Annotated in this window: 18 protein-coding genes, 2 tRNA genes and 1 other RNA gene; 12 read left to right on the top strand and 9 right to left on the bottom strand. The window is 74.0% G+C overall.

What is annotated here, in order from left to right; all coding sequences use genetic code 11:
- Window positions 1–24: 24 nt before the first annotated feature.
- The 3 genes from BLU55_RS12610 (at window position 25) to BLU55_RS12600 (ending at window position 3,169) form a co-directional block, all read left to right on the top strand.
- On the top strand, window positions 25–1,659 hold the full coding sequence (locus BLU55_RS12610; RefSeq protein ID WP_091733873.1) for a helicase HerA-like domain-containing protein: 1,635 nt from the start codon (window positions 25–27) through the stop codon (window positions 1,657–1,659).
- Between the two features lie 76 nt (window positions 1,660–1,735).
- The gene (locus BLU55_RS12605) at window positions 1,736–2,638 is read left to right on the top strand and encodes an oxygenase MpaB family protein (protein WP_231916859.1); all 903 of its coding nucleotides are present in this window, start codon (window positions 1,736–1,738) and stop codon (window positions 2,636–2,638) included.
- Between the two features lie 12 nt (window positions 2,639–2,650).
- On the top strand, window positions 2,651–3,169 hold the full coding sequence (locus tag BLU55_RS12600; RefSeq protein ID WP_172833909.1) for a TspO/MBR family protein: 519 nt from the start codon (window positions 2,651–2,653) through the stop codon (window positions 3,167–3,169).
- A gap of 6 nt (window positions 3,170–3,175) precedes the next feature.
- Here BLU55_RS12600 and BLU55_RS12595 read toward each other — a convergent pair whose 3' ends face one another.
- Genes BLU55_RS12595 through BLU55_RS12585 form a run of 3 tightly spaced genes read right to left on the bottom strand, consistent with a single transcriptional unit; the run spans window position 3,176 to window position 6,316 of the window.
- Entirely contained in the window at window positions 3,176–4,060 is an 885-nt protein-coding gene (locus BLU55_RS12595; protein WP_091730228.1) for a carbohydrate ABC transporter permease, read from the bottom strand.
- On the bottom strand, window positions 4,057–5,016 hold the full coding sequence (locus tag BLU55_RS12590; protein ID WP_197680978.1) for a carbohydrate ABC transporter permease: 960 nt from the start codon (window positions 5,014–5,016) through the stop codon (window positions 4,057–4,059). Before BLU55_RS12590 ends, BLU55_RS12595 begins: the two co-directional genes overlap by 4 nt.
- A gap of 7 nt (window positions 5,017–5,023) precedes the next feature.
- Window positions 5,024–6,316 carry an ABC transporter substrate-binding protein gene (locus BLU55_RS12585; RefSeq protein ID WP_091730226.1) on the bottom strand — a complete coding sequence of 431 codons (1,293 nt, stop codon included), beginning with the start codon at window positions 6,314–6,316 and terminating at the stop codon, window positions 5,024–5,026.
- 238 nt (window positions 6,317–6,554) lie between these two features.
- Here BLU55_RS12585 and BLU55_RS12580 point away from each other — a divergent pair, with 238 nt between their 5' ends.
- The gene (locus tag BLU55_RS12580; protein WP_091730223.1) at window positions 6,555–7,085 is read left to right on the top strand and encodes a hypothetical protein; all 531 of its coding nucleotides are present in this window, start codon (window positions 6,555–6,557) and stop codon (window positions 7,083–7,085) included.
- Between the two features lie 32 nt (window positions 7,086–7,117).
- Here BLU55_RS12580 and BLU55_RS12575 read toward each other — a convergent pair whose 3' ends face one another.
- From BLU55_RS12575 to BLU55_RS12565, 3 genes are all read right to left on the bottom strand, one after another.
- On the bottom strand, window positions 7,118–7,558 hold the full coding sequence (locus tag BLU55_RS12575; protein WP_091730220.1) for a hypothetical protein: 441 nt from the start codon (window positions 7,556–7,558) through the stop codon (window positions 7,118–7,120).
- 77 nt (window positions 7,559–7,635) lie between these two features.
- On the bottom strand, window positions 7,636–8,388 hold the full coding sequence (locus tag BLU55_RS12570; protein ID WP_091730218.1) for a ZIP family metal transporter: 753 nt from the start codon (window positions 8,386–8,388) through the stop codon (window positions 7,636–7,638).
- 150 nt (window positions 8,389–8,538) lie between these two features.
- Window positions 8,539–8,624, bottom strand: a tRNA-Ser gene (locus tag BLU55_RS12565).
- Between the two features lie 60 nt (window positions 8,625–8,684).
- Here BLU55_RS12565 and ffs point away from each other — a divergent pair.
- From ffs to BLU55_RS12530, 7 genes are all read left to right on the top strand, one after another.
- An RNA gene (ffs, locus tag BLU55_RS12560) (signal recognition particle sRNA small type) lies at window positions 8,685–8,775 on the top strand.
- A 79-nt stretch (window positions 8,776–8,854) separates the two neighbouring features.
- Entirely contained in the window at window positions 8,855–10,933 is a 2,079-nt protein-coding gene (locus BLU55_RS12555) for a DNA polymerase III subunit gamma and tau (RefSeq protein ID WP_197680977.1), read from the top strand.
- Between the two features lie 63 nt (window positions 10,934–10,996).
- Window positions 10,997–11,422, top strand: coding sequence for a YbaB/EbfC family nucleoid-associated protein (locus tag BLU55_RS12550; RefSeq protein ID WP_091730214.1), 426 nt, complete (start codon window positions 10,997–10,999; stop codon window positions 11,420–11,422).
- Window positions 11,415–12,014 (top strand): recombination mediator RecR, encoded by a 600-nt coding sequence (gene recR, locus BLU55_RS12545; protein WP_091730211.1) that lies wholly within the window; start codon window positions 11,415–11,417, stop codon window positions 12,012–12,014. Before BLU55_RS12550 ends, recR begins: the two co-directional genes overlap by 8 nt.
- On the top strand, window positions 12,007–12,618 hold the full coding sequence (locus BLU55_RS12540; RefSeq protein ID WP_091730208.1) for a DUF5063 domain-containing protein: 612 nt from the start codon (window positions 12,007–12,009) through the stop codon (window positions 12,616–12,618). Before recR ends, BLU55_RS12540 begins: the two co-directional genes overlap by 8 nt.
- 71 nt (window positions 12,619–12,689) lie before the next feature.
- Entirely contained in the window at window positions 12,690–14,006 is a 1,317-nt protein-coding gene (locus BLU55_RS12535; protein WP_231916858.1) for an aspartate kinase, read from the top strand.
- A gap of 49 nt (window positions 14,007–14,055) precedes the next feature.
- The gene (locus tag BLU55_RS12530; RefSeq protein WP_231917180.1) at window positions 14,056–15,042 is read left to right on the top strand and encodes an aspartate-semialdehyde dehydrogenase; all 987 of its coding nucleotides are present in this window, start codon (window positions 14,056–14,058) and stop codon (window positions 15,040–15,042) included.
- 54 nt (window positions 15,043–15,096) lie between these two features.
- Here the strand turns inward: BLU55_RS12530 and BLU55_RS12525 are convergent, their stop codons facing one another.
- The 3 genes from BLU55_RS12525 to BLU55_RS12515 form a co-directional block, all read right to left on the bottom strand.
- On the bottom strand, window positions 15,097–16,083 hold the full coding sequence (locus tag BLU55_RS12525; RefSeq protein WP_091730202.1) for a hypothetical protein: 987 nt from the start codon (window positions 16,081–16,083) through the stop codon (window positions 15,097–15,099).
- A 148-nt stretch (window positions 16,084–16,231) separates the two neighbouring features.
- A tRNA-Pro gene (locus BLU55_RS12520) sits at window positions 16,232–16,308 on the bottom strand.
- A 70-nt stretch (window positions 16,309–16,378) separates the two neighbouring features.
- Window positions 16,379–17,323: a metallophosphoesterase gene (locus BLU55_RS12515; RefSeq protein WP_231916857.1), complete on the bottom strand. Its 945-nt coding sequence runs from the start codon at window positions 17,321–17,323 to the stop codon at window positions 16,379–16,381.
- Between the two features lie 17 nt (window positions 17,324–17,340).
- Between BLU55_RS12515 and BLU55_RS12510 the strand changes: the two genes are divergently transcribed.
- Window positions 17,341–17,808 carry a GatB/YqeY domain-containing protein gene (locus BLU55_RS12510; RefSeq protein ID WP_091730199.1) on the top strand — a complete coding sequence of 156 codons (468 nt, stop codon included), beginning with the start codon at window positions 17,341–17,343 and terminating at the stop codon, window positions 17,806–17,808.
- The last annotated feature ends 8 nt before the right edge of the window (window positions 17,809–17,816 follow it).

The following is a 17,816-nucleotide window of genomic DNA, read 5'->3' as shown; positions in this document are numbered from 1 at the left end:
TGCCGCCCGTCTACTGTGACCGGCATGAGCGAGCCCAGCAGCCCCGCCGCCGCAGACGCCGCCGACCCGATCGTCGAGGCGGTGCGTCCGGGCTACGCCTTCGAGGGCGCCGCGCTCGAGCTCGGCGGGCTGATGCTCGACGAGACCCGCCTCAGCGACGTCCGCATCCGGATCCCGCTCGCCATGGTCAACCGCCACGGCCTGGTCGCCGGGGCGACCGGCACCGGCAAGACCAAGACCCTGCAGCTGCTCGCGGAGCAGCTCTCGGCGCAGGGGGTGCCGGTCTTCGCCGCCGACATCAAGGGCGACCTGTCCGGCCTCTCGGCCCCCGGGGCGACCAGCCCCAAGATCGTCGACCGGGCCGCCTCGGTCGGTCAGCAGTGGGTGGCCACCGGCCACCCGGTCGAGTTCTACGCCCTGGGCGGCGAGGGCACCGGCATCCCGCTGCGGGTCACCATGACGGCCTTCGGGCCGACGCTGCTCAGCAAGGTCCTCGGCCTCAACGACACGCAGGAGTCCTCGCTGGGCCTGGTCTTCCACTACGCCGACCGGGCCGGCCTGCCGCTGCTCGACCTCGCCGACCTGCGCGAGGTCGTCAAGTTCCTCACCTCCGACGAGGGCAAGGCCGACCTCAAGGACCTCGGCGGCCTGTCCGCGGCCACGGCCGGGGTGATCCTGCGCGAGCTGATCGCCTTCTCCGACCAGGGCGCCGACGCGTTCTTCGGCGAGCCGGAGTTCGAGACCGCCGACCTGCTGCGCACCACGGCCGAGGGCGTCGGGGTGATCTCGCTGGTCGAGCTGCCGCGCCTCCAGGACCGCCCGGCGCTGTTCTCCACCTTCTTGATGTGGCTGCTGGCCGACCTGTTCCACGACCTGCCCGAGGTCGGCGACGTCGACAAGCCCAAGCTGGTGTTCTTCTTCGACGAGGCCCACCTGCTGTTCAACGACGCCTCCAAGGCGTTCCTCGACTCCGTCGCCCAGACCGTCCGGCTGATCCGCTCCAAGGGCGTCGGCGTCTTCTTCGTGACCCAGTCGCCGACCGACGTGCCCGACGCCGTGCTGGCCCAGCTCGGCTCGCGGGTGCAGCACCAGCTGCGGGCCGCGACGCCCAACGACGCCAAGGCGCTCAAGCAGACGGTCGCGACCTACCCCCACTCGGCGTACGACGACCTCGGCCGCGTGATCCTCTCGCTCGGCATCGGCGAGGCCGTCGTGACGGTGATGAGCGAGCGCGGGGCCCCGACCCCGGTGGCCTGGACCCGGTTGCGCGCCCCGCAGTCGCTCATGGGCCCGGCCGACACGGCCGCCATGGAGCAGGCCGTGACGGGCTCTACGCTGCACGCGAAGTACGCCGCCGCCGTCGACCGCGAGTCGGCCCGCGAGATCCTCGCCGGCAAGCTCGAGCAGGGCGCCGCCAAGGCCCGGGCCGAGCAGGAGGCCGCCGAGGACGCGAAGGCCCGCCGGGAGCAGGACACCGCGGAGGACCGGCTGCGACGCGAGGCCGAGCGCGCCACCCGGTCCCGCCCCCGCTCGACGCGGTCGTCGCGCCAGGACAAGACGGTCGTCGAGGAGGTCATGGGCTCCACCGCCTTCAAGCAGGTCGTGCGCACCGCCGCCCGCGAGATCGTGCGCGGCATGTTCCGCACGGGCCGCCGCTAGCAGCCGGCGGCTCCGACGGCCGGCCCGCCCCTTCCGGCCCCGCGTCGTCCCTGGCTCCTCTGGGTACGTTCGGGACGTGACCTCACCGCTCGACCTGCCCCGCGCCGCCTCGCGGGCCGCGCAACGCCGCCTGGGCCTCGCGCTCCGGTCGAAGGTGGCCGGTGACGACGCCCCCGAGCGGGCGCAGCGGATCTGGGGCGCGGAGGGCGAGCGCTGGTTCACCGCCGAGGACCCCGTGTGGCGGGTCAACGCGGACGCCTCGATGTTCCCCGGCGGGATCGCCGCGCTGCTGCTGCAGTCGCTGCACCCGCTGGCGATGGCCGGGGTCGCGGGCCACAGCGGCTACAAGGGCGACCCCTGGGGCCGCCTGCAGCGCACCAGCCACTACCTGGCCGTCACCACCTTCGGCACCGTCGAGGACGCCGAGCAGTCGATCGCCGTGGTGCGCTCGGTGCACCGCCGGGTCCGCGGCGAGCACGAGGGCGTGCCGTACGCCGCCGACGACCCCCACCTGCTGCGCTGGGTCCACGTCGCCGAGATCTGGTCGTTCCTGCAGGCCTTCCAGCGCTACTCCGGCTCGCCGCTGAGCGACGCCGAGGCCGACCTCTACGTCCGCCAGACCAACGTCGCCGCGTCGCGGCTGGGGGCCACCGACCTGCCGGAGAGCGTGGCCGAGCTCGACGAGGTCCTCGCGGCGTACCGCCCCGAGCTGCGGGTCACGCCCGCCGCCCGCGAGGCCACCCGCTTCATGCTGCTCAACCCGCCGGTGCCGGTGGTGGCCCGCCCGGGCTACGCGCTGATCGCGGCGGGCGGGGTGGCGCTGCTGCCGCGCTGGGCGCGGCGCGAGCTGACGCTGCCGGTCTTCGGGCCGGGGGTCACCGTCGCGGCCGGGGCGGGCGCCCTGTCGACCGCGCTGGTGCGCTGGGGCATGGCCGGGCTGGCGGACCGCCGGCCCGGTGACGGACCGATCGAGGACTGACGGAGGACGGCCATGGGAGCGAGCGACCGGCTGCGGAGCCTGCTGAGCACGCCGCGGGGGCGTCGCACCCTCGCGGCCACCGGAGCGGCCACGACCCTGGGCGCCGGGCTTGGCGCCGTCGCGACCACCCCCGACGACCCGTGGTACGCCGCCCTCGACAAGCCGTCGTGGGACCCGCCGGGCTGGGTCTACCCCGCCGTGTGGACCCCGCTGTACGCCGACCTGGCCGTCACCTCCGCCGCCGCGCTCACCGCCCTCGAGGAGCAGGGCCGCCGCGAGGAGGCCTCGATGCTGCGCCGCACGCTGGCGGTCAACCTGGTCCTCAACACCGGCTGGAGCGTGCTCTTCTGGCGCTCGCGACGCCCCTGGTTCTCGACGGTCTGGTGCGCCGCCCTGGCCGCGCACTCCGGCGTCCTGGTGCGCCGGGTCGGTGAGGTGGAGCCGGCGCTGGCCGCGGCGCTGGCGCCGTACCCCGCGTGGTGCTCGTTCGCGACCGTGCTCAACGGCACGCTGGCGCGCCGCAACGCCTGAGGCCCGTCAGCGGATGCCGCTGCGGGCGAACCCCTGCACGAAGTAGCGCTGGAAGACCAGGAACAGCAGCACCATCGGCAGCACCGTGAGCAGCGCGAAGGCCATGGTGGCGCCGTAGTCGGCGGAGTTCTGGCCCTGGAGGAACAGCAGCCCGATCGGCAGCGTGAACAGCTCGTTGTCCTGGAGCGCGATCAGCGGCCAGGCGAAGTCGTTCCAGGTCTGCAGCAGGCTCATGAAGAACAGCACGGCCAGCAGCGGACGGCACAGCGGCAGCACGACCGACCAGAAGATCCGCAGGTTGCCGGCGCCGTCGACGCGGGCCGCCTCGATGAGCTCGCGCGGGATGGCCAGGATGAACTGGCGCGAGAGGAAGATGCCGAAGGCCGAGGCGCTGGAGGGCAGGATCACCGCCCAGTAGCTGCCGTAGAGGCCGAGGTCCACGACCAGCCGGAACAGCGGCACCATGATCACCTGCACGGGCAGCATCAACGTCGCCACGGCGCCCAGGAAGAGCAGGCTCGACCCGGGGAAGCGCAGGTGCGCGAAGGCGTAGCCCCCCAGCAGGCTGACCAGCATCGTCAGCAGCGAGACGGTGAGCGCGATCGCGAGCGAGTTGCCGAACCACGCCCCGATCGGGAACGACTCGAGCGCCCGGCGGAAGTTGTCGAGCGTGGGGTCGGCCGGCCACAGCCGCAGCTCGCCGGCCAGCACCTCGGCGCGCGGCGAGAAGGCGACCAGCACCATCCACGCCAGCGGCAGCAGCACCACGGCCGCGACCAGCACGGCGAGCAGGGTGCGGGCGGCGGTCGCGGCCCGCTGCCGCGGCGTCGGGGCGACGTACGACGGGCCGCGGCGGCGGGCGAGCAGGCCCGTGGTCGTGGGGCCGCTCATCCGGCCAGGTCCCGGGTCCGGCTGGTGCGCCACCGCAGCAGGGTCAGGGCCAGCACGAGCAGCAGCAGCACCATGCCGAGGGCCGCGGCGTACCCCTGGTCGCCGGTGACGAAGCCGTAGTCGTAGGCGTAGGTCACCAGCACCTCGGTGGCGTCCTGGGGTCCGCCCCCGGTCATCACGAAGATCACGTCGAAGACCTGGAAGGAGTAGATGACGTTGAGCACCAGCAGGAAGAACGACGCCGGGCCGACCATCGGCACCGTGACGTGGCGCAGCCGCTGCCAGGCCGACGCGCCGTCGAGGCGGGCCGCCTCGTGGAGCCCGGGGTCGACCGACTGCAGCGCGGCCAGGTAGATCAGCATGTTGAAGCCCACCCGCCACCACAGCGTCACCATCACCACCGAGGCGAAGGCCGCGGGGCCGCTGGACTGCCAGGCGACCGCGGGCAGCCCGACCGCGCGCAGCAGGGCGTCGAGCATCCCGCTGTTCTCGTCGAAGAACAGCAGGCCCATCAGCGCCGTCGCCACGCCCGAGATCGCCATCGGCAGGATCATGATCGACCGGAACAGCGGCGTGGCGGGCAGCGCGGAGTCGAGGAGGATCGCGGCCCCGAGCCCCAGGGCCATCGAGAGCGCGGTCACCACGACGGTGTAGACGACCGTGTTGAGCAGCACCCGCCAGAACAGCCCGTCCTGCACCAGCCGGGCGTAGTTGTCGAGCCCGACGAAGACCCCGGAGCCGAAGCCGTCGGTGCGCTGCAGGCTGATCACCACCGCGGCGACGAGCGGGAACAGCACGAACACCCCGAGCAGCAGCACCACGGGGGAGACGAACGCGTAGCCCGCGACCGCCTCCTGGCGGGCGGCGGTGGTGCGGGCCCGGGGCCGGCGGGTGGGACGGCCCACCCGCGGCAGGGGCGGGTCGACGTCGGTCGGGGCGTCCAGCTGCTGGGTCACGCGCGGCTCACGCCTTCGTCGCCTCGGCGATGCCCGAGGCCATCGCCCGCAGCGTCGCGGCCGTGCCCTGGCCGCCGACGAAGGACCGCTCGAGCTGGTCCTGGAGCACCGTGATGATCTCGGCCATCGACGGCGAGGCCACCTGGCCGGAGTCGCGGGGGAGCACCGAGCGGGCCTGCCCCACGAACACCTCCGACAGGTCGCCGCGCACGTCGAAGGTGATGCCCGACCCGGCGAGGTCGGCCCGCGTCGGCAGCAGCGAGGCGCTCTGGCAGAAGTCGCGCATCGGCTCGGCCTCGGTGACCGAGGCCAGGAACGACGCCGCCAGCTCGGGTTGCTTCGCGTCCTTGGTGACGACCAGGGCGTTGCCGCCGAAGTCGCCGGCCGAGCGGTCGCGCCGGGGCGAGTAGGTCGCGCCCCACTCGAAGTCGAGGGCGCTGTCGGCGTCGGGCAGCAGGAAGGCCCCGCCCCAGGTCATGGCGGCGGTCTGGGCGAACCAGGTGTCCGCGGCGTACGTCGTGGCCTTGACCGAGCTGTTCGGCGGCACCCAGCCCTTCGAGAAGAAGCTCCGGGTGAAGTCGACGGCGGCCCGTCCGGCCTCGGAGTCGATCGCGGGCGTCGTGAGGTCCTCGGCCAGGAAGCGGCCGTCGGCCTCGAAGAGCCACGACAGCCAGCGGGTGACGCCGTTGCCCTGCCAGTTGTAGATCATCGGGTAGCGGTCCTGCGGCAGCGAGGAGCGCAGCCGGGTGGCCACCTGGCCCAGCTCGTCCCACGTCCAGGCGTCCTCGATCGTGGTCGGCACGTCGGTCACGCCCGCCTCGCGCAGCAGCCGGGTGTTGTAGAGGATCACCGAGGTGTCGGTGTGGTGGGGCACGCCGTACGGCTTGTCGTCGTTCTGCACCGCCGACCAGGCCTGCGGGGTGAACCGGTCCGCGAAGCCGTCCTCGAGGTGCGGCGTGAGGTCGAGCAGCTGGCCGGCGCCGGCGTAGCGGCCGAAGGAGTAGTAGGGCACCCGGAACACGTCGGGCGGGTTGCCGGCCTGGATCTGCGCGTCGACGTTGGTGAAGATCTGCTCGTAGGGCACGGCGTTGAGGGTCACCCTCGCCCCGTCGTTGGCCTTCTCGAAGCGCTGGATCGCGCTGCGGAAGCCGGCCAGCTCGGCGTCGGTGCCCCAGGTGGTGAAGGTGATCGCGTCGGTGCTCGCCTGCGAGCCGCCGGTCGAGAAGCCGCAGCTCGACAGCAGCGGTGCGGCCGTGGCCAGGCCGGTGGCCCCGAGGAAGGTTCGTCTGCTCAGCTGCATGGCACGTCTCTCGTCAGGTCTCGCGTGGTCGCCGCAGCGCCCTGGCGTTCCCGAGAGGCTGCGGTGCGGTCACGACGCGAGCCTGCTGGTCTGTGCCGGACCCTCAGGTTCGAGCTCGTGGGCCGTCCGTACCCCCGGCGCTTCGTCGTACGCGCGGGCGGGGCGGGAGTGACGGGTCCCCGCCACCGGCGCCCGGCTGGCACGATGGCGCCGTGCCCGCCGACCCGCACGTGCCCGCGTGAGCGCCGTGGAGCCCACGGCCGCCGAGCGGTCGGCGGCGCTGCCCGGGGACGACCTCGTGGCGGCCGACGTGGTGATGGACCGGGCCTTCACGCTGCCGGCGCCCCCGGACGCGGTCTGGCCGTGGCTGGTGCAGCTGGGCAAGCGCCGGGCGGGGTGGTACCTCCCGCGCCCGGTCGAGCGGCTGGTGCCGCCGTCGCGGCGCGGCCTGCGCTGGATCGACCTGGCCCACCAGGGACTGGCCGTCGGCGACGTCGTGCCCGACTGGGGAGGGCGCGACGCGACCTTCACCGTCGAGGAGCTGGTGGCGGGGCAGCACCTGCTCTACTCCTCGACCCGCGGCCGCACCCGGCTGACCTGGTGCCTGGCGCTGCGCCCTGCGCCGGCCGGGTCGACCCGGGTGCACCTGCGGCTGCGGCTCGGCCCGGTGCGGCACGTCCGGCTGGCCGGGGCGGTGGGCGGGGCCTTCGACCACGTCACCGTGGTCGGGCTCGCGGCCGGCCTGCGGGAGCGCGTCGGCGGGTCGTGAGTCCCCGGGGGCGCCAGGGCGCCCCCTCGCCCTCACGACCCGGTCGTCGGGCGGGCGGTGTGGTGGGGGTGGCCGTGGGTGCGGTGGTCCTCCTTCATCTCCGCCTCCAGCAGGTGGCGGCGACCGCCGACCAGCTCGTCGCGGGCCTGCCGCTCGAGGTCGCGCCACACGGAGAAGTAGGTGTCGTCGTACTCCTCGACGACCTGGAAGGTCCAGCGGCCCTCGAGGACGTTGCGGCCCACCAGGTCGTGCTCGACGCGGTCGGCCAGGTCGGCGTGCCCGGCGGCGCGCAGCTGCTCGACCGACTCGCGCAGCTGGGTGTCGCCCGTGCCGGTGAGGCGGTGGAACTGCAGCAGGTGGCCGCGGGCGACCTCGATCGTCTCGAGCGCGCGGGTGAAGGTGTCCAGGGCGGTGACGGTGTCGTCGTCCACGCCGTCGGGACGCTGGTGCTCGCTGTCGGGACCGTCGCTCATGGCGTCTCCTGGCCGTCGGGATGGGGTGCCGGCCCCATACCCGTTCGGGACCACCGCACGCGCGGGCCCCGAGCGCCTCAGCCGGCGCGCTCGATGGCGAAGGACAGGGCGAAGCCGAGGGTGGCCAGCAGGCCGGCGTAGAGGTGGGTGCGCTCGAAGGCCTCCGGGATCATGGTGTCCGCGACCATGGCCAGGATGGCGCCGGCGGCGACGGCGGTGATGACCGCGATCGTGGCGGGCCCGGCGTCCTGCAGGAGCAGCACGCCGACCAGGCCGGCCAGGCCGCTGGCCACGGCGATGCCCACCCACACCCCGAAGACGTACGTCGCGCTGCGGCCCGACCGCTTCATGCCGGCGGCGCTGGACAGGCCCTCCGGGAGGTTGGACAGGAAGATCGCCACCAGCACGGGCACGCCGACGCCCTGGCCCGAGAGCAGCGTCAGCCCCAGGACGACGGACTCGGGGATGCCGTCGAGCAGCGCCCCCACGGCGATCGCGGCGCCACTGCCGCCGTGGTCCCGCTCGGAGGGCTGCTGGTCCCCGGAGCGCTTGCGGTGGCGGGCCCCGCGCCTGGCCAGCGCCACGTTGGCCAGGACGTAGACCACCGCGCCGCCGAGGAACCCGGCCAGGGTCGGTCCGAGACCGCCCGTGGTCTCCGCCTCGTCGACGAGGTCGTAGGCGAGCGCGGAGATCAGCACGCCCGCACCGAAGGCCATCACCGAGGCGACCACCGCCCGCGGGAGCGTGACGAACCACGCGACCAGGGCGCCGAGCACGAGGGCACCCCCGGCGAGCAGGCCGTAGCCGCCGGCTTGGGCCCAGACCGGCACGACGCCTCCTCACGCGACGGCGGACGCCGTCGGGACCGAGGTACCCACGGCTGCGGGCCGCGAACGGTGCCGGAGGACCTGCGGGCCTGTTCCGGGAACGCAGACGCCGGGCCGACGTGGTCGACCCGGCGGGTCCGCAGAGCGGAGCGGCGGAGGATAGGGGATTCGAACCCCTGAGGGCTGTTAACCCAACCCGCTTTCCAAGCGAGCGCCATAGGCCACTAGGCGAATCCTCCGCCGGAGAGGCTACAGGGGCCGATTCGCGTCTGCGAAATCGACCTCCTAGACTCCTCGACAACCCCCCGTGCGGCGGTACCTCACTGAACTCCCCCAGGGCCGGAAGGCAGCAAGGGCAGGTGGGCTCTTCCGGGTGCACGGGGGGCCTTCGCGTCTCCGGGACGGCGGGCCGGGGGCCGAGGGTGAGCACCCCCGTTGTCCTGTCGGCGCCGAAAGTTAGGGTCTAGGCGTGCAAGCCTCCCTCGCCCTCTACCGCCGCTACCGGCCGGAGACGTTCGCCGAGGTGATCGGGCAGGACCACGTCACGGAGCCGCTGCGCGCGGCGCTGGCCAACAACCGGGTCAACCACGCCTACCTGTTCTCGGGACCGCGCGGCTGCGGCAAGACCACCAGCGCCCGGATCCTGGCGCGCGCGCTCAACTGCGAGCGCGCCCCCATCTCCGACCCGTGCGGGGAGTGCCAGTCGTGCCGCGACCTGGCCCGCGGGGGTCCCGGGTCGATCGACGTCATCGAGATCGACGCGGCGAGCCACGGCGGCGTCGACGACGCCCGCGACCTGCGGGAGCGGGCGTTCTTCGCCCCGGTCAGCAGCCGCTACAAGGTCTACATCATCGACGAGGCCCACATGGTCTCCTCGCAGGGCTTCAACGCCCTGCTCAAGCTGGTCGAGGAGCCCCCGGAGCACCTCAAGTTCATCTTCGCCACCACCGAGCCGGAGAAGGTCATCGCGACCATCCGCTCGCGCACGCACCACTACCCCTTCCGGCTGATCCCGCCGCGGGTGCTCTCGGACTACCTCGCCGGCCTCTGCGACCAGGAGGGCGTCACGATCGACCCCGCCGCGCTGCCGCTGGTCGTCCGCGCCGGCGCCGGCTCGGCCCGCGACTCCCTCTCGGTGCTCGACCAGCTGCTGGGTGGTGCCGGCCCCGACGGCGTCACCTACGAGATCGCCACCGGGCTGCTGGGCTACACCCCCGACAACCTGCTCGACGAGGTGGTCGACGCGTTCGCCGCCCAGGACGGCGCGGGCGTGTTCGGGGTCGTCGACAAGGTCATCGAGACCGGCCAGGACCCCCGCCGCTTCACCGAGGACGTGCTGCGCCGGCTGCGCGACCTGGTGATCGTGGCCGCCGTGCCCGAGGCCCACACCTCGGGGCTCATCGACGTGCCCCAGGACCAGGCCGAGCGGCTCACCGCCCAGGCGGCGCGGTTCGGCCGCGCCGAGCTGGTGCGCGCCGCCGACCTGGTCGCCGCCGGGCTGACCGAGATGCGGGGGGCGACCACGCCGCGGCTGCTGCTCGAGCTGCTGTGCGCCAAGGTGCTGCTCCCCGGCGTCGACCACGCCGAGCTCGGGCTGCTCTCGCGGATGGACCGCCTCGAGCGCCGCCTCGACGTCGCCGGGTCCGGCCCGCTCAGCGTCCCGACGGGCCGCCCCCCGGCCCCGCAGGTCGACCGCCGGCCCGAGCAGAGCCAGCCCGAGCAGGTCCGGCCCCAGCAGGTCCGGCCCGAGCAGGTCCGGCCCGAGCAGGTCCGGCCCGAGCAGGTCCGGCCCGCGCCCGCCGCCCAGGCCCCGGCGCCCGTCGCGCCGCCCGAGGCCCCGCCGTCCGCGCCACCCGTCCAGCCCGTCCGTCCCACCCCGGAGCCGGCCGCACCGGAGCCGGCCGCGCCGGCCGCCGAGGCCGCTCCCGGCCAGCTCTCGCTCGGCGACGTGCGCCGGCTGTGGCCCGACCTGCTCGACCAGGTCAAGCGGATGCGTCGCTTCACCTGGATCCTGCTCAGCCAGAACGCCCAGGTGATCGGGGTCGACGGGAACAGCCTCACGATCGCCTTCAAGACCGCGGGCGCCCGCGACTCGTTCCTCGGTGGTGGCAGCGAGGAGATCCTGCGCCAGGCGGCCATCGACATGGTCGGGGCCGACTGGAAGATCGAGACGGCCGTCGACTCCTCGGCCGAGCCGGGCGTGCACACCGCCCACCGGGTGACCCGCCCGGCGGTGCCCGACGCCCCGCCGCCCGACGAGGAGCCGCCGCCGAGCGACGGTCCTCCCGACCTGGGCGGGGGCGACGCCCCCGGCGGCGCCGCCCCGTCGCCCTCGGCCCGCAACGCGGCGAGCGAGCAGGCTCGGGCCCGGATCGCGGCCACCCGCGACCCCGGCACGGCCGGCGCCCCGACGGGCCCGGCCGGGCCCGACCTCGACGCCGACGTCCACCGCGACGACCCCGGGTCGGCCGACCACGGCATCGACACCACCGAGCTGCTGGCCCGCGAGCTCGGCGCCACGGTGATCGAGGACATCCCGCACAGCTGACCTCGACGCACGACCTGGGCCGCCGACCGGCGGCCCAGCCCCACCCCTCCCGGGAGCGACCACATGACCGACAACCCCTTCGGCGGCGGCTTCGACCTCAACGCCATGCTCGAGCAGGCCCAGCAGATGCAGTCGCAGCTGATGGCCGCGCAGGAGGAGCTGGCCGAGACCTCGGTGAGCGGCTCGACCGGTGGCGTCACGGTGACCCTCAGCGGCACGGGCGACCTGACCGGCGTCGAGCTCACCGCCGAGGCGGTGGGCGGCACCGACGCGGAGGCGCTGGCCGACCTCGGCGACCTCGTCGTGGCGGCGTACCGCGACGCCAAGAGCCAGGTCGACGCCCTCGCGGCGCAGGCGCTCGGCCCGCTGGCCGGTGGCGGCATGGACCTCGGGGACGCCCTGGGCGGCCTCGGCGGCCAGCCGGGTGGGGCCCTGCCCGGCGGGGCGTCCGACGACGAGCCCCGGCGACCGGGCGGCTTCGGTGTATGAGGGCGTCCTCCAGGACCTGATCGACGAGCTGGCCCGGCTCCCCGGCGTCGGCCCCAAGGGCGCGCAGCGGATCGCCTTCCACCTGCTGGCCAGCGACCCGGTCGACGTGCGCCGCCTGGCCGAGACCATGCTCGAGATGAAGGCGAAGGCCACCTTCTGCTCGGTGTGCGGCAACGTCTCCCAGGCCGAGCAGTGCCGCATCTGTGCCGACCCGCGCCGCGACCCGACGCTGATCTGCGTGGTCGAGGAGCCCAAGGACGTCGTGGCCATCGAGCGCACCCGTGAGTTCCGCGGCCGCTACCACGTGCTGGGCGGGGCGATCTCGCCGCTGGAGGGCATCGGTCCCGACCAGCTGCGCATCCGCGAGCTGATGGGGCGCCTGGCCGACGGCACCGTCACCGAGGTGATCCTGGCCACCGACCCCAACATCGAGGGCGACGCGACCGCGGCGTACCTCTCGCGGTTCCTCAAGACCCTCGACTTGCGCGTCACGCGTCTGGCGAGTGGACTGCCGGTGGGCGGTGACCTGGAGTACGCCGACGAGGTCACCCTGGGACGAGCTTTCGCTGGGAGGCGCAACGCCGGTGAGTGAGACCGAGGAGCACCTGGACTTCGCGCAGCAGATCGCGGACGCGTGCGAGACCTACCTCGTGGGCCTGCAGGCGATCTCGCGCGGCGAGGCGGCCGGTGCCGCCGTGCCGCTGCTGCTGCTGGAGGTCAGCCAGCTGCTGCTGGCCGGCGCCCGGCTCGGGGCGCAGATCGACTTCGAGACCACGACCGAGTACCAGCCTGACGTCGGGCCCGACCCCGACCTCGACGCGATGCGGCTGCGGCTCGCCGACGTGCTGGGGGAGATCGACACCTACAGCCACAACTTCGAGCCCTACGACCCCGAGACCTTCCCCAGCCAGCTCTCGGACGACCTGGCGAGCATCGCCTACGACGTGGCACTGGGCCTGCGCCACTTCCGCAACGGCGACGTCACCGAGGCGCTGTGGTGGTGGCAGTTTTCCTACCTCTCCTCCTGGGGCACCAGCGCGTGCGGCGTGCTCGGTGCGCTGCACTCCGTGGTGGCCCACGACCGGCTCGACCGCGAGCTGGAGTTCGAGGGCGAGCAGATCGAGGCCGCCGACGCGCTGGTCGGTGCTCCCGAGGGGTCCGACGCGGGGATGGACGCGGGCACGCCAACCCGCTGACGCCCCGTAGAATCGTCGCTGGTCCGCAGGTCGGACCACCGTCCCAGCAGTCGAGCAGCAAGGGCATCCCCGTGGGCAGTGACGTGGCCGAGCAGGTCTCACGCCGAGGCCTCGTCGTGCAGAAGTACGGCGGGTCCTCCCTCTCCGACGCCGCCGCCGTCAAGCGCGTGGCCCGCCGCATCGTCGAGGCCAAGAAGCAGGGCAACGACGTCGTGGTCGCCGTCTCGGCGATGGGCGACAGCACCGACGACCTGCTCGACCTGGCCAGCAAGGTGAGCCCGGTGCCGCCGGCGCGCGAGCTCGACATGCTGCTGACCGCCGGCGAGCGGATCTCGATGGCCGTGGTCGCGATGGCCATCTCCGACCTCGGCTTCACCGCCCGGTCCTTCACCGGCTCGCAGGCCGGCGTCATCACCGACTCGGTGCACGGCAAGGCCAAGATCATCGACGTCACCCCCGGCCGCATCACCGACGCCATCGCCGAGGGCCACATCGTCATCGTGGCCGGGTTCCAGGGCGTCAGCCAGGACACCAAGGAGATCACCACCCTGGGTCGCGGCGGCACCGACACGACGGCCGTCGCGCTGGCCGCGGCGCTGGACGCCGACGTCTGCGAGATCTACACCGACGTCGACGGCGTCTTCACCGCCGACCCGCGCATCGTCCCGTCGGCCCGCAAGCTCGAGCGCGTCACCTACGAGGAGATGCTCGAGCTGGCTGCCTGCGGCGCCAAGATCCTGCACCTGCGGTGCGTCGAGTACGCCCGTCGCTACGACATCCCCATCCACGTCCGGTCGTCCTTCAGCCAGCTGCACGGCACCGTCGTGTCGGGCAGCATCGACGACCCGTTGTCCCAGGAGGCCACCATGGAGCAAGCCATCATCTCCGGCGTCGCGCACGACCGCAGCGAGGCCAAGATCACCGTGGTCGGCGTGCCCGACAAGGTGGGCGAGGCGGCGCGGATCTTCGACGCCCTGTCGAAGGCGCAGATCAACCTGGACATGATCGTCCAGAACGTCTCGGCCGCCTCCACCAACCTGACCGACATCTCCTTCACGCTGCCGCGCACCGACGGCCAGACCGCGATGCAGGCGCTGCACGCGCTCAAGGGCGCCATCGGCTTCGACTCGCTGATCTACGACGACAAGATCGGCAAGGTCTCGCTGATCGGCGCGGGGATGCGCTCGCACCCCGGCGTGACGGCGAAGTTCTTCAACTGCCTGGCCGAGGCCGGCGTCAACATCGGGATGATCTCCACCTCGGAGATCCGGATCTCGGTGGTCGTCGACGAGGGCGACGTGGACGCGGCCGTGACCGCCACCCACACGGCGTTCGACCTGGACGCCGACGAGGTCGAGGCCGTCGTCTACGGCGGATCGGGGCGCTGACGTGGCTCGCATCGGGATCGTCGGCGCCACCGGCCAGGTGGGCGTCGCCATGCGCCAGATCCTCCTGGAGCGGGGCTTCCCCGCCGAGGAGGTCCGGTTCTTCGCCTCGGCCCGCTCAGCCGGCACGGTGCTGCCCTTCGGGAAGCGCGAGGTCACCGTCGAGGACGCCGCGACCGCCGACCCGGCCGGTCTCGACATCGCGCTGTTCAGCGCCGGTGCCACCACCTCGCGCGCCCAGGCGCCGCGGTTCGCCGACGCCGGCGTCGTCGTGGTCGACAACTCCTCGGCCTTCCGGATGGACGCCGACGTGCCGCTGGTCGTCAGCGAGGTCAACCCCGAGGCCATCGAGCTGGCGCTCTCGGGCCGGCGCATCATCGCCAACCCCAACTGCACCACGATGGCCGCGATGCCGGTCCTCAAGCCGCTGCACGACGAGGCCGGCCTCACCCGCCTGATCGCCTCGACGTACCAGGCCGTCTCCGGCTCCGGCGTCGCCGGCGTCGAGGAGCTCGCCGGCCAGGTCGAGGCCGCGGGGGAGAAGGCCCGCGAGCTGGCGTACGACGGCGCGGCCGTCCAGTTCCCCGCGCCGGACAAGTACCAGCGCACCATCGCCTACAACGTCGTCCCGCTCGCCGGCTCGATCGTCGACGACGGCCTCGACGAGACCGACGAGGAGAAGAAGCTCCGCAACGAGTCGCGCAAGATCCTCGGCCTGCCGGACCTGCTCGTCTCCGGCATCTGCGTCCGCGTCCCCGTCTTCACCGGCCACTCGCTGGCGATCAACGCGGAGTTCGCGTCCTCGCTGCCGGTCGCGCGCGCCCGCGAGATCCTCGCGAGCGCCCCGGGCGTCGAGCTGAGCGACATCCCCAACCCGCTCCAGGCGGCCGGCCAGGACCCGTCGTACGTCGGCCGGCTGCGCCACGACCCCGGCGTCCCCGACGACCGCGGCCTCGCGCTGTTCATCAGCAACGACAACCTCCGCAAGGGCGCCGCCCTCAACACCGTCCAGATCGCCGAGCTGCTCGCGGCTCGCTGAGAGCGGGGCCACCGGCGGCCGGGGGCCCGACCGGTGTGGACCTGCGAGGCGGCGTCAGTCGCCGAGGTCCACCCGGGCGTCGGCGGTGGCCTGGGCGACGACGAACGCGGGGGCGGTGACCAGCGGCAGCACCAGGGTCATCCAGGGCGAGCTGAGGGAGCCGTAGGGCAGCAGCAGCCCCACCACGGCCACCAGGCCGACCCCGAGGATGCTGGTGCTGAGCGGGGTCGCCGAGCGGAACGCCCTGAGCAGCGCCGCGCCGACCACGATCTCGGCCACCACGATGACGGCCAGCGCGAGCAGGCCGATGCCGCCGCAGCTGGAGACGCCGCGCACCAGCGCGCAGCCCTGCAGCGACAGCCAGGCCAGCCCGACGCCCATGAGCGCCACGACCACACCGGTGAGGGCGGCCGCGAGGCGGATCGGCACCGCCGGCAGTCGTACGCCGCCCGCCGGCAGCCGCGGACGGCGCGACCGACGGGGGCCGTCACCCTCGGACCCGTCCGGGTCGGTGGCCACGTCGTCCGCCGGCGGACGGGGCGCCGTCAGGACGGTCGTCTCCTCCGTCCAGCTCATCTCCGGCCCCGGGTGGGTCTCGGTCGTCGGGGTGCCGGCGGCAGCGGGCGTCTCGGGGGCCGTGCGCGCGGCCGGCCGCGCGGGCGCGGGCGCCGACGCAGCCGCGGGGCGGCGCCGGGGGGCCGGCGGGGCAGCGGGGGGTGTGGGAGCCGGGGTGGTGGAGGACGCGGCCGCTGGGGCCACCGGTGCCGTCGGCTCCGGTGCCGCGGGGTCCGGCTCCACGGACGCCGGACGGGTGGAGGCGGGCGGCGGCGGCACGGGCGGGACGCGGCGGGCCCGGTCGGAGACGCGCAGCGGCTGGGTGGGGGCGGGCTCGGCGGCCGCCGACGCACCCTCGTCGTGCTCCGGCGGCGTCGGCGGGGTCGGCTCGGCGTCCCGCTGCTTCTTCCTGCGACCGAAGAACGACGGCATCTCGAGCTTGGCCTCGGTCCGGTCGTCACCGTCGCTGTCTGGTCCTGACGCCATGGCGGCATCGTGCCACGGGGGCACGGGCAGGCGCCGGGTTCCGGGGAAGACGTCCGGTCCGTGGATCGCGCCTGCCGAGGGCCCGCACCACCCCCGGGAAGCAGTCAGCTCCCGGACCCGCCGCAGCGGATCCGGGAGCTGGTGAGCCTGGTCGGGGTGACAGGATTTGAACCTGCGGCCTCGTCGTCCCGAACGACGCGCGCTACCAAGCTGCGCCACACCCCGAAGCCTGCGCGAGTCTATACAAGCCCCGGCCGTGCGCCGAATCGGGGTCGGTCCTCGGTCGGCGAGGCGCTCACGCGAGCCGCGGCAGCAGCGTCACGAGGGTCGCCTCGGGGCGGCAGCACAGCCGCACCGGGGCGTACGGCGAGGTGCCGGCGCCCGCCGAGACGTGCAGCCACGAGGACCCCGGGTCACCGGGCGAGGAGTCGGCCGGGTGGCGGTGCAGGCCCTTGGCGCGGGCGCGGTCGAGGTCGCAGTTGGTGACCAGGGCACCGGCGAACGGCAGGCAGACCTGGCCGCCGTGGGTGTGGCCGGCTACGGTCAGCTCGTAGCCGTCGCGGGCGTACTGGTCGAGCACCCGCAGGTACGGCGCGTGTGCCACGCCCACGCGCAGGTCGGCGTCCGCGGGGGCGGGGCCGGCGACGGCGGCGAGGTCGTCGTACTCCAGGTGCGGGTCGTCGACGCCGGCGAACGCCAGCGTGGTCCCGCCCACCGTCAGGCGGCCGGTCGTGTTGGTCAGGTCGAGCCAGCCGTGGCGGTCGAAGGCGTCGCGCAGGTCGCCGTGGGGCAGCCGCGGCGTGGCGGTGTTGCGGCGGCCGTCGTCGGGGAAGAGGTACCACAGCGGGTTGCGGGGCTTGGGTGCGAAGTAGTCGTTGGACCCGAAGACGTAGACCCCCGGCACGTCGAGCAGCGGGCCGAACGCCTCCAGGAGCGGGCCGACCGACTCCATGTGCGCCAGGTTGTCGCCCGTGTTGACCACCAGGTCCGGCTCGAGGTCGCGCAGCGAGGCGATCCAGCGACGCTTGACGCCCTGCGACGGGGTGAGGTGCAGGTCGCTGACGTGCAGCACCCGCAGCGGGCGGTGGCCGGGCGGCAGCACCGGCACCTCCACGCGCCGCACCACGAAGCTGCGGACCTCGACGCCGGCCGCCCACGCCAGCGTCGCCGCCCCCGCGAGCGCCCCGGCCCCGACGGTGAGGCCGGCCGCGCGGGCCAGGGACATCGAGGTCGGCTGCATGCGGTCAGGCTGCCACAATGGCCGGCATGACTCTCAAGGAGCGGCTCCGCAGCGACCTCACCACCGCCATCAAGGCGCGTGACGAGGTGCGCTCCTCGACCCTGCGGATGGTGCTGACCGCCGTCACCAACGCCGAGGTCGCCGGCAAGGAGCACCGCGAGCTGACCGACGAGGACGTGCTCGGGGTGCTCACCAGCGAGGGCAAGAAGCGTCGCGAGGCCGCCGAGGCCTTCGCCGACGCCGGTCGCGACGAGCAGGCCGCCAAGGAGCGCGCGGAGTCGGCCGTGATCTCGGAGTACCTCCCCGAGCAGCTCACGCCCGCCGAGATCGAGGTGCTCGTCACCGAGGCCATCGACGAGCTCGGCGTGCGCGCCGAGGGCCCGCGGGCGATGGGCAAGGTGATGGGCGTGCTGACGCCGCGCACCAAGGGCCGCGCCGACGGCGGCGCCGTCGCGGGCGAGGTCCGCCGCCAGCTCGTCGGCTGACGGCCCTT

This window comes from Nocardioides scoriae (genome assembly GCF_900104965.1).
Lineage (GTDB): Bacteria > Actinomycetota > Actinomycetes > Propionibacteriales > Nocardioidaceae > Marmoricola > Marmoricola scoriae.
This window is presented reverse-complemented; position numbering and strand designations above follow the sequence as displayed.

Excerpts from the sequence above, each read along its gene's own strand:
- BLU55_RS12610 (WP_091733873.1), top strand. The coding sequence starts at position 25 with ATGAGCGAGCCCAGCAGCCCCGCCGCCGCAGACGCCGCCGACCCGATC.
- BLU55_RS12600 (WP_172833909.1), top strand. The coding sequence starts at position 2,651 with ATGGGAGCGAGCGACCGGCTGCGGAGCCTGCTGAGCACGCCGCGGGGG.
- BLU55_RS12595 (WP_091730228.1), bottom strand. The coding sequence starts at position 4,060 with ATGAGCGGCCCCACGACCACGGGCCTGCTCGCCCGCCGCCGCGGCCCG.
- BLU55_RS12585 (WP_091730226.1), bottom strand. The coding sequence starts at position 6,316 with ATGCAGCTGAGCAGACGAACCTTCCTCGGGGCCACCGGCCTGGCCACG.
- BLU55_RS12575 (WP_091730220.1), bottom strand. The coding sequence starts at position 7,558 with ATGAGCGACGGTCCCGACAGCGAGCACCAGCGTCCCGACGGCGTGGAC.
- BLU55_RS12550 (WP_091730214.1), top strand. The coding sequence starts at position 10,997 with ATGACCGACAACCCCTTCGGCGGCGGCTTCGACCTCAACGCCATGCTC.
- BLU55_RS12530 (WP_231917180.1), top strand. The coding sequence starts at position 14,056 with ATGCGCCAGATCCTCCTGGAGCGGGGCTTCCCCGCCGAGGAGGTCCGG.
- BLU55_RS12525 (WP_091730202.1), bottom strand. The coding sequence starts at position 16,083 with ATGGCGTCAGGACCAGACAGCGACGGTGACGACCGGACCGAGGCCAAG.
- BLU55_RS12515 (WP_231916857.1), bottom strand. The coding sequence starts at position 17,323 with ATGCAGCCGACCTCGATGTCCCTGGCCCGCGCGGCCGGCCTCACCGTC.
- BLU55_RS12510 (WP_091730199.1), top strand. The coding sequence starts at position 17,341 with ATGGCCGGCATGACTCTCAAGGAGCGGCTCCGCAGCGACCTCACCACC.